Genomic DNA, 17,090 nt, shown 5'->3' with positions numbered 1-17,090 from the left:
TACGACCCGTGGCGCGGTGGTGCGGCGACCAGCGGGCCTTAGGTTAGCCTGACCTAAGTCGGAACTGTCAAGCGGGTGAGAGTCGAGCCACCGCCGTACGCAACACCTCCCGGAACCACTCGTCCGCCCAGACCGTGTCGTCGGCGCTTCCGCCGGTCGACGGACGAAGTCGTTCCTCGGCATCGGCGAGCCCGGTCAGGCCGGGAACCGCCTCGACCGCAACCATCTCCACAAGCAGGGCCACCCCCGCCGGGTCGGCGTACCACTCCCGGACCGCGTCGAGCAGCGCCGGCACCAGTTCGGTACGCGGCTCGCCGAGCAGCCAGAGCGCCCGGGCGGCGGCGACCCGGGCCACGCCGTCGGCGAGCAGCCTCCGCAGCGACGGCAGCAGGACCTTTCGGGCCTGATCGTCGACCGCACCCAGGTCGGCGGCGAGGGCGACGGCGGCCTGGGCCGGACCGCCCCCGGTGTCCGCCCACGGGCTGCGGGCGTCCAGGATCGCGACGAGCGTCGGCAGCACCTCGGCCGGGTCGCCACCGTTGCGCCAGACGATCCGGGCCGTGGCGATCTGCACCTCCCGGTCCGGATGGATGTCGGCAGCGGTGCCGGTGAGCCGGTGGCGCAGTCGGGGTACCAGCGGGCCGAGCGCCTCGGCGGCCCGGGCCGCCGTCGGCAGCTCCCAGCCCAGCCGGTTGCCTCCCTTGGTCACGTGGGGCTCCAGGGCGGTCAGCAACGGGCCGGCGTCACCGTTGAGCCGCCACAGTTCGACGGCACAGTGCAGGTCGCCGTCGAGCGCCGCGGTCCGCAGGTACGGTTCGGTGGCCGCGTCGGCGATCCTGAGCAGGGCGAGGGTCCGGGAGACCAGCCTTGGCGCCAGCGACAGCACCGCCCGCAACTCCGGGCCGGCCTCGGCGGCGGACGGTCGCCAGCCGGGGACCCCTCCGGCCGTACCCGAGCCGGTCGTACTCCAGCCGGCGAGGAGCCCGGCGAGGCCCCGGACGACGGCGCCACCGGCATCGGCCGTTGTCGGTGTTTCGGCGTCGGCCGGGTCGGCTGCGCTGCCCGTGGTCGCGGCCAGTTCGCGGAGCTGGTGGCGTACCGCCGCCAGGTTCGCCGGGGAGCACCAGAGTCCGGTCGAGGGGAACCAGACCTCGCGCCCGGCGGCCCAGGCCGCGCAGAGCGGATCCAGCCAGCGCGGATCGCCGAGCAGGGCGAGCGTCTCCAGCGCGTGCTGCTCGGCGGTGCCATGGTTGCCGGCCACCATCGGAAAACGGGCGGCGATCCGGGCCAGGCGGTCGGCGAAGACACCGGCCGTCCGTCCCGCGCGGCGCAGCGCCCAGACGGCGGCTTCGCGGACCTCGGACACCGGATCGTCCAGGGTCGGGGCCAGCAGCGGCACGAACCGTTCGGGAGCCGAACGCTGTTTCTCGACCCGCTCGCCCAACGCCCAGATCGCGGCGCTCCGGACCGTCGGAGCCGGCGCGGCGAGCAGTCGGCCCGACAGGTCGGCGGCGACCTCGGCGGACGCGTCCCGGACAACCTCGTCCAGCACGGATCCGTGCGACAGCCAGGGCGAGAAAGCCTCGGCCTGCCCGCCGTACCCGGGATGCGCGTCCCCGTCGGCGCGAAACGCCTCGGCGAGGGAAGCCGTGCCTCCGCTCGGCCCGGCGAGGCCCGCCCGGAGCATCGCGAGCGCGGCGGCCAACCGTGCCGGGGGCGGGCCCTGGGTGACGGCGTGCCCGAGCAGTTCGGCGGAGCCGGCCGGGTCACGCAGGCCGAGCGCGAGCAGCAGCGAGGCCCGGGCACCCGGGGACTCCTCCACGTCGAGACGGTCCCGTAGCACCCCGACCGGCACCACGTCACCGCACTGGGCCAGCGCGTAGGCGGCGTGGCCCCGGACGGTCGGATCCGGGTCGGCCAGCAGCGGGCGGAGCCGGTCGGCCTCGGCCCGTACCGCCGCCCGCACCTGGTCGGCGCTGTCACCGTCCGTGTGCGCGGGATCGGCGAGCATGCCGACCAGGGCGACGATCGCGGCGCGGCGCGGCGATCCGGCCCGGGCCAGCGCGACCAGGAACCGGACCGCCGGAACCGTGGCCGGATAGACCGTGCCCTGGTGGAAGAGGCTGCTGACGACCTCGTCCCAGGCCTGCTCGACCTGCTCCGGCTCCCCGGCGGCGAGCCCGCGCAGCATGTCCGGTACGTCCCCTGCCGGCCCGTAGGCGTGGGTCAGCCCGGTCCAGTCGACGTCGTTGATCGCGGTGAGCGGCATGGGCCGGAACTGTAGGGGATTAAGGCCCGGGGTGCGGGGTAGCCGCGTGTCGTGTCCGACGAACCCCAGACGATGGCTTCGCCCGACTTTCCCCGGGTGCTGGTTCCGGTCGACCACATCGAGCCCGCCCCCCGGCGGATCCGCGGGATCCTGAACGGTGAGTGGGTGCTGGACACCACGCACGCCAAGTACGTCTGGGAGTGGTCGCACTATCCGCACTACTACGTCCCGTTGGACGACATCCGTCAGGACTTCCTGGTCGACGAGCACGACATCGAGGAGTTCAAACTCGGATCGGCCCGGCAGTACGGCCTCCGGGTCGGCGACAACTACCGGGCCGGTGTCGTCCGGGTGCACATCGACCCCTCGAAGGAGGGGCTGGTGAACATGGTGCGGATCGACTGGCAGGCCCTCGACACCTGGTTCGAGGAGGACGAGGAGGTCTTCGTCCACCCCCGGGACCCGTACACCCGGGTCGACGCGCTGCGTTCGACCCGGCACGTACGGGTCGAGCTCAACGGTGAGCTGCTGGCCGAGACCCGGTCCCCGGTGCTGGTCTTCGAGACCGGCGTACCGACCCGCTTCTACCTGAACCGGGCCGAGGTGCACCTGGGCCGGCTGATTCCGACCGAGACCGTGACCGCCTGCCCGTACACCGGCCGGACCAGCAACTACTGGTCGGTGCGGATCGGCGACACCCTCCACGAGGACGTCGCCTGGGCGTACGACTTCCCGAGCCACCTGCTGCAGCCGATCGCCGGAATGGTCTGCTTCTTCAACGAGAAGGTCGACCTCGTCGTCGACGGGAAACGGCTGCCCCGGCCGCAGACCCGCTGGTCGAAGTGACGCCGCGATCCCGGTGTCCGAGGAACTGCTGGGCCGCGTCGTCGAGGTACTGGTCGTCGTCGTCGAGGCGGTCGGTGCCGCGGTCATCTTCGTCGGTGCGGTCTGGACGGCGGGCCGGTTTGTCGTCTCCGGCCTCCGCTACCGTTCCGCCGCCGTCTTCACGCCGATCCGACTGTCGTTGGGTCGCTTCCTGACCCTGGGGCTGGAGTTCCAGCTCGCCGCGGACATTCTCCGGACCGCCGTCTCGCCGAGCTTCGGGCAGCTCGGCAGGCTGGCCGCGATCGCTACCATCCGGACCGCGTTGAACTACTTCCTGCGTCGGGAGATCGAGCGGGAGCAGCGGCAACTCGGCACCCCGGCCGATGCGGGCCACCCTGCCCGGCCCGGTCCCAGCCGGTCCGGGTCATCCGGTCGCTCCGGTGTGGACCGGCGATGAAACCGTGGACGACCCTGCTCACCGCGGTGGCGCTGGGCACCGCGGCGGTGGTGCTGCTGACCGCCCGCTCGTGGCGTACCGCACTGCGGATACTGCTCGACCTGCTGACCGCCGTCGGGTTGATCCGGTTGTCCGCCGCGCAGACCTGGACGGACCTGGCGGCGGCGGCGGTGGTCGTCGCCCTGCGTCAGCTCGTCTCGACGGCCCTGCTCGGCAGCGGTCACCGTACGGAGCGACCGGGCGGGGCGAAAGTCCTGTTCGGCACCGGTCATCGCGTGGACCGGCCGGGCGGGGCCGACGGGACGAGCCCGGGCGGGCCGGGGTGAGTACGTGGGCGGGGGACGCGCTCGGCCCCGGTCCGGGTTGGGGCCGGGCCGGGGCCGAGCACCGGTGGGGTCGGGACGCGTTGGCCGACACCGGTGGGGGGTGGTGCTGGTCGGTGCGGAGTCCGCCGGTCGGCAGGGTCCGCACGGGCGGTGACCGACCGGGGACGGGCCCGGGCCTGGCCCGTCCCCGGTCGGTCCGTCAGAAGCCGCGCCTGCTGTTCGGATCGGCGGCGACGGCGAGGACCTGCTGCAGGCCCCGGTACGCGGCCTTGGGCTGGAAGTTCTCGTCCATCGGGGTGGCCGCGCCCTGGCCCTCGAAGAAGCCGGGGACCCAGCTGTACTTGTCGGTGAAGCCCCAGACGGTGAACATCACGCACTTCGGGGTGAGCAGGCAGGCCTGGAGCAGCGTGTTGAAGCTGCCGACCTGGCCGGCCTCCTTGTACGTGTCGACCGGCAGGAAGAACCGGACGTCGACCTCGGTGAACGCGGTCTCCAGACCGAGCTTGTCGAAGCGGGCCAGGTTCTGCGGGGCGTCGATCGGCAGCGGGTACTGCAGGTCCAGGTGGCCCTGGAAGCCCTGGCCGTGCAGCGGCACCCGCTGCTTGCGCAGCTGCTTGGCCAGCTCGTAGTAGGCCGTGCTCTTCGGGTTGATGTTGTCGATCGCGTAGTCGTTGAGGAAGAGCTTGGCCCTCGGGTCGGCGGCGTGTGCCCAGCGCAGCGCGTCGGCGATGTAGTTCTCGCCGAGGTGCTGGCGGAAGATGGTGTCCCGGAGCACCGGCGCGTCGCCGTCGGTGAACGCCTCGTTGACCACGTCCCAGGCCCGGACCTTGCCCTTGTAGCGCTTCACCACGGTGGTGACGTGGTTACGGACGATGGTGCGCAGTTCGGCCGGGGTGATCGAGCCGTCGGCGACGCCGTTGCTCAGCCAGGCGGGAAGCTGGCTGTGCCAGAGCAGGGTGTGACCGTGGACCTTCTGCCCGTTGCGCCGGGCGAACTCGACCAACTCGTCGGCGGGGCCCCAGTTGTACGTGCCGCGGGTCGGCTCCAGGCTCTCCCACTTCATGGCGTTCTCGGCGGTGACCGCGGAGAATTCCTTGGCCGCCAGCTCCCGGTAGACGGCGTCGTTGGTCAGGTTGTTGACGTCGATCGCCGTACCGAAGCCGAGACCGTGCTTCTTGGCCAGCACCCGCAGCGGCAGGTCGGTGGTGACCGGTGTGGGGGCGTGCCAGCCGCCGGTCGCCAACGTCTGACCGGTGGGCACGAGTGCCTGGGTCGGCGCGGCCGTGGCGGACGAGGGCCCGACCGCGTAGAGCGCGCCGGCGGTGAGCACGCCGGCGACCATTATCCGGAGCTTCTTCATGTCGAGCGAAACCTCCAGGGGTGGGGGTTCGACGCCGACCACCGGAGTGGCCGACGGCGACGCGCGTGCCGGGGACGGGTACGCGCGGATCTCCCCTCGAACGCGCGCCGGGCGTCGAATTGCTGCACCCCGCACTGTCAGAGATCCGACATCTCTGATGAAGATCTGAAGCTTGCCATCAGGTCACGTGAATGTTATCGGGTATCGTCCTAGTTGGACATCAACGCCGCGAACTGCTCGGCGGTCAACTCCGACCGGAACAGCCGCCGCAGGTTGGTGTTGAGTTTCGACGCCGTCTCCGGGTCCACCGCCTGATCCCAGGCCAGTCCGTACGACGGCGCCCGGGCCACCAACTCCGAGATCGAGGTGGTGAACTCGGCGTGCGTACTGCCCCGCAACCGGGTCGCCGCGTCGACCACCGGCGGCACCTCACCGTCGGCGACCAGGTCGTCCAGGTACGCGTCACCGGCGACCGCCCGGACGAAGTCGACCGCCGCCGCCCGGTGCCGGCTGTGCCCGGCCACCGAGAAGTACTGCGCCGGCACGCCGACCAGGTCCGCCGGGTCACCGACCCCACCGGCCACCGCCGGGAACGGCACCCAGCCGAGCCGGCCGTCGAGGACAAAGTCGGAGTCCCGGCCGAGCTGGGTCGGATACTCCCAGGTCCCCATCAACTGCATCGCGGCCTCCCCGCTGGCCAGACGCCGACCCGCCGTGCCGTCGTCGTAGCCGATCGACGCGAAGTCGGCGCCGAAGGCACCCCGTTCGGCGAGGTCCCGGGCCTCGCGCAGGGCCTGCAGCACGGCCGGCTTCGTCCAGGCATCCGGCCGGCCGGCGGCGACGTCCGCCGTCGTACCCGGGCCGCCGATCCGCTCCGCGAGGTACATCACGTACATCAACTCGGTCCAGCCCTGAGCGCCGCCGAGGGTCAACGGAATGGTCCCGTTCGCGGAGAACCGGTCCACCAGCTGGAGCAACTCGGCATAGGTGCGGGGAGGCCGCAGATCGGCCCGGGCGAAAACGTCCCGGTTGTAGAAGAGCACCACCGGATGCGTACCGCTCATCGGCAGCCCGTACTGGCGGCCGTCGACCGCGCCACCGGCGAGCACGTCCGGCAGGAACCGCTCGGCCACCCCGGGCCGCTCCCGCAGCGGCCCGGTCAGGTCCAGCAACCGGCCGGTCCGGGCGAGCCGGGCCAGCTCCGCCCCGCCCCAGCTGACAAAAACGTCCGGGCCGGCCGGATCCTCGCCGACGCCCCGCAGCCGTTGCTTGTACTCCTCGTTGCCGTACAGGGTCAGCTCCACCCGTACGCCGGTCTCCTCGCCGTACCGCTCGACCAGCTCCTGCAGGGCGGAGTCCCGGACCGGCGGGGTGATCGCCCAGACCCGGATCGTCGCGTCCCCGTCGTTCGCGGGTGGGGCGCCCAGGCCGCCGCCCCGGATCAGCTGCGTGCCGGTCAGGGTCACCGCGAGCACCAGGACCGCCGCCGCCACGCTGGCCAGGCCGGCCCGCCGCCGCTGGCCACGTCGGTAGCGGCGGCGGATCACCGTCAACGTCTCCGGGCCGGCCGCCGGCAGCGCGGCCTGCGCCTCCGACAGCGTGGCGGCCAGTTCCTCGGCGAGCCGCCGATCGTCGGTCGAACCAGTCTCGTCAACCACGTACGCTCCGAATCGTCGGCCGGACCTCCCCCAGATGCGCCCGCAGGGCACGTCTGGCTCGCGCGTACCGGCTGGATACCGTGCCCGGCGGCTCGCCGCAGATCCCGGCGATCTCGCTGAACGTGTAGCGGTAGAGCACATGCAGGACCACGACGGTGCGTTCGGGTTTGCCGAGCTCCTGCAACGCCTGCCACAGCGCGCCGTTGCTGACCACCGCCCCGGCCGGGTCGTCCGGACGGTGGTCCACCTCGTCGGTCGGGACCTCCCGCCGCCACCGCCGCCACCGGCTGACGTTGCGGGTCACGATGACCTGCCGGGCGTACGCCTCGGGATTCTCCCGCGCCTTGCGCCAGCGCTGCCAGACCTCGACCACCGCGATCTGGGCCAGGTCGTCCGCCTCGGCCACGCTGCCGCTGATCAGGTACGCGAACCGCCGCAGTGCGTCCAGGCGCGCCCGAGCGAACTCCTCGGAGTCGCTGAAGGCACCATCGGCCATCGCCGGTTCCCTCCTGTCGGACCACAGACGCCGAACGCCGTCGATCCGTCCGAGTGTAGGGAAGGGCCCCTGCTGTCGCGTTTCGTCGAGGAAGGGCCCTACCCGACCGCTCAGCCGGCGTGCCGGCCGGTCTGCCGCTCGGCGAGCTCGACCGCGTTGCGGAAGAGCATCGCGACCGTGGTCGGGCCGACCCCGCCGACCCGGGGCGTGATCGCGCCGGCCACCGTCGCGCACGACTCGTCCAGGTCCGGCAGGAGCCGACGCCCCTCGTACCGGACCCCACCGCCGATCGCGACCGCGCCGGGCCGCAGGTGCTCCGGCCGGACGATCCCGGGTACGCCGACCGCGGCGACCACGATGTCGGCCCGCCGGGTGTGCCGCTCCCAGCCGGGTACGCCACTGTGCACCACGGTCACCGCCGCGTCGGCGGTCGCCCGCTTCTGGCTGAGCAGCAGGGAGAGCGGACGCCCGAGGGTCGTACCCCGACCGAGGACGACCACGTCCCGGCCGACGACCGGGATCTGGTGGAAGGCGAGCAGTGCCTCGATCCCGGCCGGGGTGCAGGGCACCGGGCCGGGCAGCCCGACCGCGAGCCGGCCCAGGTTCTCCGGGTGCAGCCCGTCGACGTCCTTCGCCGGGTCGATGGCGAGGATCGCCGCCGGATAGTCGAGGTGTGCCGGGGTGGGATGCTGGACCAGGATCGCGTGCACGTCCGGGTCGGCGTTGTACGCCTCGATCGCCCGTACCAGGTCGGCCTGGGTGGCGCTGGCCGGCAGGTGGGTGTGCGGGGAGGCGAAGCCGAGGTCGGCGGCCCGCTGCTGCTTCATCCGGATGTAGCCGGCGCTGGCCGGGTCGTCGCCGACCAGGATCGTCGCCAGGCTCGGTACCACCCCGGCCGACCGCAGTGCGGTGACCCGGGCGGCGACGGAGTCGAGGACCGCCTCGGCGACCGGGCCTCCGGGCAGCAGACGGGCGGTGTGGGTCGGGTTCTGGGTCAGGGTCACGGGGCTTCCTCTCGACAGCGGGAAAGCCCCGGCACCCAGGCGTACGGCGACGGAGTTCAAGTCCGGGCGGTCCGTTCCCCGGTGGTGCTCCACCTGCGCGCCAGTCGCGGAACCGCCGCCGCCAGCGTACTCCGGGACGGGTCCGGATGCCGGGCGCGGCGGCGGTGGAGGGCGGCGGCGACGACGGCGGTGGCGATGCCGAGGACGGCGTAGCCGGCGAGCACCGTCAGCGACTGGGCGATGGCGTGACCGGCGAAGTAGACGGTGTTGCGGACGGCGGTGGTGGCGGCGCCAGGCGGCAGCCAGGAGCCGATCGCGCGCCAGAACGGCGGCAGCAGCACGTGCGGGTAGGCGCCGCCGGCGCTGGGGTTGCCGAGCACCACGAAGAGGACCACCGCGGCGCCGATGCCGATGACGCCCAGCAGGGTCTGGAGGGCGACCGTGACGGCGGCGGAGGCAAAGACCGTGAGTGCGCCGATCGCCCACAGTTCGAGCAGGTGGCCGCTGAGCGCGCCCATGACCGGGCCGGCGATCAGGGCGCCGCCGAGGCCGGAGGCGACCGCGTACAGCGCGAGCACACCGAGCCGGACGATGGTGCGGTGCGGGTTGGCCGGGCGGGCTCCGGCGGCCATGCCGAGGATGGCGGCGGCGAGGTAACCACCGACGATCCAGCCGAGGGCGAGATAGAACGAGGACATCCCGCGACCGTCGCCGGCGTCCGGCGGGCGCAGGTCGGTGACCCGCACCTGCCGGTGCTGCTGGGCCTCGATCGTCTCGGCGATCTGCTGGGTGGTGGCGGAGACCGCGGGGCCGGCGGCCGAGGCGACCAGCAGGGTGTCGGTGCTGCTGCGGGGGTCGACGACGATCGCGGCGTCGACGGTGCGGTCGAGGATGAGGGTACGGGCCCGCGCCTCGTCGGTCACCGGACGGGCCCGCAGCGGCTCGTCGGGCAGGTTGTCCAGCTGGGTGACGAGCTGGTCGGAGACTTGGGCGGGGGCGACGACCGCGACCGGGATGTGCCGGGGTTTGGGCGCGTGGAAGGCGCCGATGTAGGACAGGACAAATCCCAGCTGCACGGCCAGGACGGCGACGACCAGCGAGATGGTGCGCGGGCTGACCGCGTCGCGTAGTTCGGCGACGAAGCTGGCCCGTCCGGTGGGCGGTGTCGGGTCCGGGGTGGGTTCAGCGGACGGGGTACGCATGGGGTTTGTCCTTCGGGTCGGGGTCGGCAGCCAGGGCGGCGGATCGGACTGGTCGGCAGGTGGGGCGGGTCGGCGGGCAGGTGCCGCCCCGGTTCAGCGGGTGTAGTCGACGAGGGTGGTCAGGTCGTTCACCGTGTAGCCGAGCGAGAGGCGGAAGCCGGTGCCGGTACGCCGTACGGCCAGGTCGGCCAGTTCCTCGCCGTGGGCGGGCGGGAATGCCAGTTCGCCGTTGCCGGCCCACGCCTCGGCGACGTGCACGTCGTCGAGGACCGCGAGGACGAGTTCGTGGACCGCCGGCTGGTCGTACCGCCCCTTGGCGAGTCGGGGAAAGTAGCGCAGGTTGACGACCGGCCGACCACCGAAGAGGGCGGCGGGGTTCTCGACCGGCTGCCGGAGGGTGACCCGGGCCTCGGCGATCCGCTGTCCGGCGGCGGAGGCGGTGGCGGCGAACTCGCCGCCGGGCGCCACCGCCGGGGTGGCGGGTCCACCGGTCGGGAAGGCGCGGGTCTGGTGGATGCTGCCGAGCTTCTTCGGGAAGCCCTGGATCCAGCCGCGGGCCAGGGCGGCGTCGTTGTCGACGTAGATGTACGGGCACCAGGCCACCGGGGTGTCGTCGTTCCAGCGGGCGTCGAGCAGGACGAGGAACTCGTGGTACTGGGCGCGGGCCGGGTCGAGGTACTCCCGGTCGGTGCCGGAGTACTGCCAGTCGACGAACATCGCGACGCCGCGTCCGGCGCTGTCCGGGTCGAGGGTGAGGCCGGCGGGAAGCGTCGCCTGGGCGGCCTCCGGGTCGGTGAAGAACTCGAGACCGATGGCGGTGCCGGCGTAGCTCCACGGCGGGGTGGCGGCCAGGTTGGCTTCGCCGCGAGGGGAGAGGGGAACGGTGTAGCCCTGCATGACGTGCTCCTTCCGGCAAACGATACGCGACGTATCGTTTCGTTCGAGGGAGACCGTAACACGCCTTGACCGAAAAGTGAAACGCTACGTATCGTTCTGCTCATGCAGTCGTCAGCCAACTCAGGGGCGCCAACCGGCTCGCGCCCGTCAACCGGTTCGCGCCCGTCAGCGGCCTCCCGCTCGGCCGCCGGCCCGCGCTCGGCCTCGAAGATCCTGGGTGCGGCGCGGGACGTCCTGGCCCGGCAGGGCTACGCCGCCCTCACCATCGAGGCCGTCGCGGCGACCGCCGGGGTCGGCAAGTCGACGATCTACCGCTGGTGGCCGAACAAGGAGACGCTGCTCGCCGACGCGCTCGCCGAGATCTTCCGGGGTGACGAGATTCCCGACCTGGGTGACACCCGGGCCGAACTGCGTCGGGCCGTCGACATGACGATCGACAACTACGCCAACGAGGACCTGGCGACCGCGCTGCCCGCGCTCGCCGCCGGACTGCTGCCCAATCCCGAGCTGATGGCGGGCTTCCGGGAGGGGTTCCTGCGCCGCAAGCGGGAGAACATCGCGGTCGCGTTGCGCCGTGGGGTCGCGCGCGGCGACCTGCCGGCCGATCTCGACACCGACCTGGTGCAGGACCTCTGGGCCGGCACCGTCCTGTACCGCCGGCTCATGGTCGGCGCGTCGCTCGACGACAACCTCGCCGAACGCCTGGTCGACCTCGTCTTCGCGTCCGCGTCCGCGCTCACCGTTGGTACGGCCACCCCGGACTGAGCCCGGTCGGCCGATGGGCATCCCGCGCGACTCGACGTTGAGCTGGGCAAACGTGACGGCGGGCGAAGGCGGGCAGATCCGACTCGCGGGTGTCGTACCAGGGCCGTACCGTTTGATTCAGGTACTTCTCTGACAAGGACGGTGAGGGCGCGATGTCCCGACCAGGTGATGTCAACGAGCCCACGCGTGAGGTTCCCGGGTACGCGAAGGGGCAGGCTGCGCCGGCTGTCCCGACCGACCCCTGGGCGAGTGAGGGCGACACGACGCCGTTCGACGCCGCACGGCCCGCCACCGACCACACCACCACCGAGCTGCAGCCGTCCGGCGGCGGCGGGTGGGGGCGCGGCATCCTCGTCCTGGTCGGCGTCATCGGCCTGGTCGCGGTGCTGGCGCTCGGCGCACAGATCAGCGGCATCCTGCCGGACTGGCGCAACCCGTTCACCAAGGAGCAGACCGACCGCAGCCAGCCGCCACTGCTGAAGTCGATCCAGGACCTCAGCCGGTACGTCGCGGCCGAGGGCAACTTCGAGGTCGTCGTCGACCTCGAGCAGAACCGCCGCTACGTCCCCGACTTCCTGCTCGGCGAACGCACCCTGTTCGTCGGCGCCGGCACCGTCGACGCGTACGTCGACTTCGGGCAACTCGGCGAGGGGGCGATCGTCCAGGCACCGGACCAGAAGTCGGTCGAGATCAAGCTGCCGGCGCCGCAGCTCGGCCAGGTCAACCTCGACCTGGAACGCAGCTACGTCTTCGCCGAGGACCGGGGCATCCTCAACCGGCTCGGCGAGGTCTTCGGCGGCGACCCGAACCGGCAGCGCGAGACCTACCTCAAGGCCGAGCAGAAGATCGCGGAGTCGGCGAAGAGCAGCGGGCTCGGTGAGCGGGCCCAGGAGAACACCCGGAAGATGCTGGAGCAGCTGCTCCGCTCGCTCGGCTACGAGAAGATCACCATCACCTACACCCAGCCGTAGCACCTTCCGGACGATCGAACGCCTGACGGCGGCGCGGGTCAACCCGCGCCGCCGTTACTGTTGGTGGCCGCCGTCGCGGTCGGCGATCGCCGCGACAGGAAATTCGGGTGCCGAGGCAGCGGCTGGCGCCGTACCGGCGTTGGAGACGGTATGACTGACAGGCACCTGAATGAACGCTGACCTCGAACGGGAGTTCAGTGAGTTCGTCGAGGCCCGGTCGCACGCGCTGTTCCGTACCGCCCTGGCCCTCACCGGTCACCGGCAGCAGGCCGAGGACCTGTTACAGACGGTGCTGGCCCGCAGCGTCCGGCACTGGGCCCGGATCCGGACGGAGGCGCCGGAGGCGTACCTGCGGACGGCGTTGTACCGGGAACAGACGAGTTGGTGGCGCAGCCTGCGGCGACGGCGTGAGGTGAGTGTCGAGCGGCTGCCGGAACCAGCCACCCGCGACGACACGGCCACCGTCGATCTCCACCTGGCGCTGCGGCAGGCACTGGCGCAGCTTCCCCCCAAACGGCGCGCGGTGCTGGTGCTGCGCTACTTCGAGGACCGCCCGGACAGCGAGATCGCCGAGATCCTCGGCTGCTCCGAGTCGACCGTACGCAGCCAGGCGGCCCGGGCGCTCACCCGACTCCGCGAACTCTGCCCCAGACTCGACATCCTCCAGGCGAAGGAGACCGTAGGCCGATGAACCCCCACGTCACCGGGGCCATCCGGAACACATTCGAGGAACTGGCCGACTCCGCGCCGCCGCCCACCGGGCTGGCCCAGGTCACGCTCGCGCGGGCCCGACGGCAGCGGATCACCCGACTGGGCGCGGGCGGCGGTCTGGCCACCGCGCTCTGTGCGGCACTGGTCGGGCTGCTCGCCACCGTCGTCCCCACCGGCGACGGCCCGGCCGAACAGGCGGCGGCCGGGGCTCCGGGTCGCGATTCGGTGGTCACCGCCTACAGCGGCATCCGCGACCCCGACGTCCAGGATCCGAGCCCGAACTTCTTCTACTCGGTGGTGCTGAACCGGAAGACGGGCCAGTACGACCGGTTGCCGTACCGGTTCGCCATGCCGTCACCGGACGGCAGCCAGGTGCTGGTGGGCACCGGCGACAACGCCGTGCCCCACCCGACCCGGGTCGGCATCCTGGACCGGGCCGGTGGGCAGGTCCGCTGGCTGCCCACCCCCGAGATCGGTGCTGCCAACGTCTGGGGGTACGCGGACTCCGGCAGTTGGTCTCCCGACGGGCGGCAGATCCTCTTCACCTACCGGCCCAAGCAGGACGGGCAGGCCGGCTTCCTGCTTACCGACGCGGCGACGCTGCAGACCCGGTTCGTACCGCTGCCGGACGTCGAGGCGGAGAACACCCGGGGGCTCAGCCTGGCCTGGGCTCCGGGTGGGGTGGGGGTCGTGCTGACCACCAGCCGGAATGTCGACGAGAGTCAGCCGGGTGTGGTGACCGGGATCCGCTTCTACGACCTCACCGGACGGCTGGTACGGACCCTGCCGGCCAGCGTGCCACTGGCCGACGGCGCCGGGATCTCGCCCAACGGGAGCCAGTTGGCGCTGGTGGATCCGAACCTTCCCGGTCCGACGAGGGTGACCGTCGTCGACGCCGCGACCGGTGTCCAGCGGGCGGTGGTCGACCTGGGCTCGCCGGCCCGGCTGGTCGGCTGGACCGACGACACCCATCTGCTGCTGTGGGTCTTCGCCGACTCCGCCCCGGGTGCGGAGCAGGAGACCGGGCTGGTGGTCGTCGACCTGACCGGAAAGGTCGTCCGGACGATCCGCCCGGCGGCCGACCAGCCACAGCAGACGTTTGTCGGCCCGGCCGACGGGCTGCCCGCCGAGGCGGAGCAACTGACCTTCTGACCGGTACGGATCCGGCCTTTCACGGCAACGCAGGTGCGACGTCGGAGAAATGGCGCGGGTCCGGTTTTCGGAAAAGCGGTACGCCGGGTCCGGGGCACCTGCCGGAAGAGGCGTGTGGTTCGACGGCGGCGCGGGGCTCCCCACCCGTGCCGCCGTCATGGTCCGGACGGCGGACGTGGGAAATAGGCCCGACTCGTCCGGTCCACCGCCATCGGCGGAAATTCGCAGGTGGATGGTGGAGTCTGCCCGCCGACAGTTTGTCATCGACCGCCCGATCGCCGTGCCAGACTGACGCCGGGGTCGATTCGGGTCACCTGTCCCGCCAAGAAATCCGTATCTCCGACCGGTGGATATCCATATTCCTGGCTCGGGGAGTAATCGTATTCGTGGCTGGGGGCAGTGGAGGCATTTGCATCGACTTTAATCAATTCATGGATACGAGGGGGAACCGCAGTGACCGATCATCTGGAGAACATGCCGGTGTCCCGGCGTGACCTCATCCGGATTTCCGGGGGGACAACGCTGGCCGCCGTGACGCTCGGCTCGCTCGGCGTGCCGGCGGCGGCCGGGGCCAGCCCGACACCGGCGAGCCGGCCCGCCGCCGACGGGGTCGGCTCGGCCTCGGCCAGCCCGGCGGCCCGCACCAGGCTCCGCTCCACCGGAGCCGACCTGCTGATCCGTGACGGCTCGCCGCACTGGTGGCTCAGCCCGGACATCTGGGCGGTGCCGGGCACCGACCCCAACGGCACTCCGGGCACCCCGGCCGCCGGTGACGTCGCGTACGTCTGGGCGCGGGTGCGCAACACCGGGCGGGAGGACGCGGTCGGTGTACAGCTCCGGTTCTACTGGGGCAACCCGTCGGTGCAGATGTTCTACAGCACCCTCAACCCCATCGGTACGGCGTTCGCCGACGTCGCCGCCGGTGACACCCAGGAGGTGCTCTGCCTGGTGCCGTGGAACGTGGTGACCGTCAACGACGGACACGAGTGTCTCGTGGTGGTCGCCAGCCTGCCCGACGACCCGCCGCTGCCGGACGCCGTCGACCCGGTCGGACATCCGAACGTCGCCCAGCGCAACCTGACCCTGGCCAGCGCCGGCAAGAGCGACTTCAAACTGACCCTGACCGTCACCGCCGGGCGCCGCGAACCGAAGCGGGTCCGGATCAGCGCCCTGGTCGGCGGCGAACTGCCGAAGGAGACGCTGCCGACGCTCGGGCTGCGTGACCACCGGCCGGTGGAGAAGCCGCTGGTCGAGGTCGGGTTCTCGACGAAACCGATCACCGACCCGAACGACGGCGTCGGCGAGCCCGAGCTGGAGCTGGAGGTGCCGGCCGGGCGCAGTGTGCCGGTCCACCTGACCGTACGCGGCGGGCGGGACCTGGCCGGTGGTGAGTACCAGCTGGTCGAGGTCGTCGAGTCGGACGGCAAGCAGACCCTTGGCGGGATCTCCTTCGCGGTGGTCGGTCCGGAGGGGGTCCGGTGAGCGCCACGCCGATGGCCGTGCAGACCCGGCCGTTCGCCATCGAACCGTTCACCAACGTGATGCTGCCCGACGGCATCTTCGACAACGCGCTCTACAAGCTGCGGATCGCCTGCCACTACACCAACACCTCGGGCGGCGACCTGACGAACGTCACGATCTACCTGGAGAGCGTCGGCGACCCCGGGATCGTGGTGACCGGGCAGACGTACACCTTCGCCCGGATCCCGGCCGGTGCCTCCGTGCTGGTCAGCTGGGCGGCCGACTTCCAGCACGCTTCACCCGGCAAGCCGCTGGTCAGCTTCGTCGCCCGGGCGGACGGTTTCAGCTCGGCCCGGTCGATCCGGCAGATCTTCGTCTCCCAGACCCGGTACGACGAGACGACGAAGACGTACTCGATCCAGATCCCGGAGGGGCGGCTCGAACTCTCCAAGGTGACCGTCGTACCGCCGGCCAAGGGCGAATGGTGGGCCGGGGAGAAACCCGACGGCGAGAAGCGCAAGCCGTGGCACGGCCCGTACGTCCCGACCGGCTGCACCCTGGTCTGGGTGCCGAACCCCGCCTATCCGGGTACCCACGGCGAGCTGCCGTTCGAGGACCCGTGGTGGAAGGTGCTGGCGTTGATCATCCTGGTCATCGCCGCGATCGTCGGCATCATCGCGGCGGCGGTCGGCGCGGGCACCTTCTACGTCGGGATCAAGGGCGAGTTCGAGGAGACCGATCCCGGGGTGGTGACCGAGTGCTGCAAACCGGCGCCGGGCGACGTGTTGAAGGGCGGCCTCACCGTCGCCGGGGTGGCCGGGGTGATCGCCTCGGTCGCGTTGGCGGTGGCGCTCTCCGACGAGGCCGACCCGCACTGGCGCGGTCAGGAGGCAACCCCGCCCGGGCCGGGCGAGCTGACCGTCGGCGAGCGCGTCGAGGCGCACTGGACGCTGCTCGACGAGCCGTACGCCGGGAAGCCGTACCGGACCCGGGTCAGCTGGTCGTACGAGCGGACCACCACCGGCGGCGTCTACCAGCACCTGGTGGAGGAGGAGCAGACCAACATCCACGTCACCGACGAGGTCAAGGTGGTCACCCCGGACACCGTCGCCTCGCCGGGCACGCTCTGGGCCCGGGCGACCTTCACCCGACCCGACGCGACCCTGTTCAGCGGCCCCGACCTGTACGCGTTCGCGCTGTTCCGGGCACCGCAGGGGCTCTACTTCGTGGTGCCGTTGACCGACGACGGTGTCGGGTTCGACGACTCGGCGTCCGACGGGGTCTACACCGGTGGTCTGCACCTGCGGGAGGCGCTGCCGGAGCTGAAGAAGGCCGACCAGACTCCGTACGGCATCTGGAAGGTCTACGTCTTCGCCCAGGACGTGAACCGGGTGGCACCGGGCACGCCGCCGCAGATCGCCGCCCAGACCATCGGCGGGTTCTTCGTGGCCAGCGCGGTCCAGATCGCCTTCGACCCCAACCTGCCCTGCCCGCTTGAGGCGCAGTCCAGCATCAAGGTCGTCTGATCCGGGTCGG

The 17,090-nt window shown here is 71.8% G+C and carries 16 protein-coding genes; 9 read left to right on the top strand and 7 right to left on the bottom strand.

Going from position 1 to position 17,090, the window contains the following annotated elements; genetic code table 11:
- Positions 1-67: 67 nt before the first annotated feature.
- The gene (locus tag ABGB05_RS08865) at positions 68-2,269 is read right to left on the bottom strand and encodes a HEAT repeat domain-containing protein (protein WP_347652717.1); all 2,202 of its coding nucleotides are present in this window, start codon (positions 2,267-2,269) and stop codon (positions 68-70) included.
- A gap of 51 nt (positions 2,270-2,320) precedes the next feature.
- Between ABGB05_RS08865 and ABGB05_RS08860 the strand changes: the two genes are divergently transcribed.
- Genes ABGB05_RS08860 through ABGB05_RS08850 form a run of 3 tightly spaced genes read left to right on the top strand, consistent with a single transcriptional unit; the run spans position 2,321 to position 3,877 of the window.
- Positions 2,321-3,115: a DUF427 domain-containing protein gene (locus ABGB05_RS08860; RefSeq protein WP_347652716.1), complete on the top strand. Its 795-nt coding sequence runs from the start codon at positions 2,321-2,323 to the stop codon at positions 3,113-3,115.
- A 13-nt stretch (positions 3,116-3,128) separates the two neighbouring features.
- Complete coding sequence (locus tag ABGB05_RS08855) at positions 3,129-3,551, top strand: DUF1622 domain-containing protein (RefSeq protein ID WP_347652715.1); 423 nt, start codon at positions 3,129-3,131, stop codon at positions 3,549-3,551.
- Complete coding sequence (locus tag ABGB05_RS08850; protein ID WP_347652714.1) at positions 3,548-3,877, top strand: hypothetical protein; 330 nt, start codon at positions 3,548-3,550, stop codon at positions 3,875-3,877. Before ABGB05_RS08855 ends, ABGB05_RS08850 begins: the two co-directional genes overlap by 4 nt.
- Positions 3,878-4,076: 199 nt before the next feature.
- Here ABGB05_RS08850 and ABGB05_RS08845 read toward each other — a convergent pair whose 3' ends face one another.
- From ABGB05_RS08845 to ABGB05_RS08820, 6 genes are all read right to left on the bottom strand, one after another.
- Positions 4,077-5,237: an endo-1,4-beta-xylanase gene (locus ABGB05_RS08845; protein ID WP_347652713.1), complete on the bottom strand. Its 1,161-nt coding sequence runs from the start codon at positions 5,235-5,237 to the stop codon at positions 4,077-4,079.
- 209 nt (positions 5,238-5,446) lie between these two features.
- Positions 5,447-6,895, bottom strand: coding sequence for an extracellular solute-binding protein (locus ABGB05_RS08840; RefSeq protein WP_347652712.1), 1,449 nt, complete (start codon positions 6,893-6,895; stop codon positions 5,447-5,449).
- Positions 6,888-7,391, bottom strand: coding sequence for a sigma-70 family RNA polymerase sigma factor (locus ABGB05_RS08835; protein ID WP_347652711.1), 504 nt, complete (start codon positions 7,389-7,391; stop codon positions 6,888-6,890). Before ABGB05_RS08835 ends, ABGB05_RS08840 begins: the two co-directional genes overlap by 8 nt.
- 110 nt (positions 7,392-7,501) lie before the next feature.
- The gene (locus ABGB05_RS08830) at positions 7,502-8,395 is read right to left on the bottom strand and encodes a bifunctional 5,10-methylenetetrahydrofolate dehydrogenase/5,10-methenyltetrahydrofolate cyclohydrolase (protein WP_347652710.1); all 894 of its coding nucleotides are present in this window, start codon (positions 8,393-8,395) and stop codon (positions 7,502-7,504) included.
- Between the two features lie 56 nt (positions 8,396-8,451).
- Positions 8,452-9,597 carry a hypothetical protein gene (locus tag ABGB05_RS08825; RefSeq protein WP_347652709.1) on the bottom strand — a complete coding sequence of 382 codons (1,146 nt, stop codon included), beginning with the start codon at positions 9,595-9,597 and terminating at the stop codon, positions 8,452-8,454.
- Between the two features lie 93 nt (positions 9,598-9,690).
- Positions 9,691-10,494 (bottom strand): acetoacetate decarboxylase family protein, encoded by an 804-nt coding sequence (locus tag ABGB05_RS08820; protein ID WP_347652708.1) that lies wholly within the window; start codon positions 10,492-10,494, stop codon positions 9,691-9,693.
- 102 nt (positions 10,495-10,596) lie between these two features.
- On the opposite strand from ABGB05_RS08820, the gene ABGB05_RS08815 reads away from it, so the two are divergent.
- The 6 genes from ABGB05_RS08815 (at position 10,597) to ABGB05_RS08790 (ending at position 17,080) form a co-directional block, all read left to right on the top strand.
- The gene (locus ABGB05_RS08815) at positions 10,597-11,259 is read left to right on the top strand and encodes a TetR/AcrR family transcriptional regulator (RefSeq protein ID WP_347652707.1); all 663 of its coding nucleotides are present in this window, start codon (positions 10,597-10,599) and stop codon (positions 11,257-11,259) included.
- A 152-nt stretch (positions 11,260-11,411) separates the two neighbouring features.
- Positions 11,412-12,230, top strand: a complete 819-nt coding sequence (locus ABGB05_RS08810) for a DUF4230 domain-containing protein (protein WP_347652706.1) — start codon at positions 11,412-11,414, stop codon at positions 12,228-12,230.
- Between the two features lie 169 nt (positions 12,231-12,399).
- Positions 12,400-12,921 (top strand): SigE family RNA polymerase sigma factor, encoded by a 522-nt coding sequence (locus ABGB05_RS08805; RefSeq protein ID WP_347652705.1) that lies wholly within the window; start codon positions 12,400-12,402, stop codon positions 12,919-12,921.
- A complete protein-coding gene (locus ABGB05_RS08800) occupies positions 12,918-14,093 on the top strand; it encodes a hypothetical protein (RefSeq protein ID WP_347652704.1) in 1,176 nt (391 codons plus the stop codon). Before ABGB05_RS08805 ends, ABGB05_RS08800 begins: the two co-directional genes overlap by 4 nt.
- A 453-nt stretch (positions 14,094-14,546) precedes the next feature.
- Positions 14,547-15,575: a hypothetical protein gene (locus ABGB05_RS08795; protein ID WP_347652703.1), complete on the top strand. Its 1,029-nt coding sequence runs from the start codon at positions 14,547-14,549 to the stop codon at positions 15,573-15,575.
- Positions 15,572-17,080 (top strand): hypothetical protein, encoded by a 1,509-nt coding sequence (locus tag ABGB05_RS08790; protein WP_347652702.1) that lies wholly within the window; start codon positions 15,572-15,574, stop codon positions 17,078-17,080. The genes ABGB05_RS08795 and ABGB05_RS08790 overlap by 4 nt, the downstream gene beginning before the upstream one ends.
- Positions 17,081-17,090 lie beyond the last annotated feature (10 nt).

The organism is Plantactinospora sp. B5E13 (assembly GCF_039871775.1).
GTDB lineage: Bacteria > Actinomycetota > Actinomycetes > Mycobacteriales > Micromonosporaceae > Plantactinospora.
The sequence above is the reverse complement of the archived record's forward strand: the minus strand, read 5'-3'. Positions and strand labels throughout refer to the sequence as shown.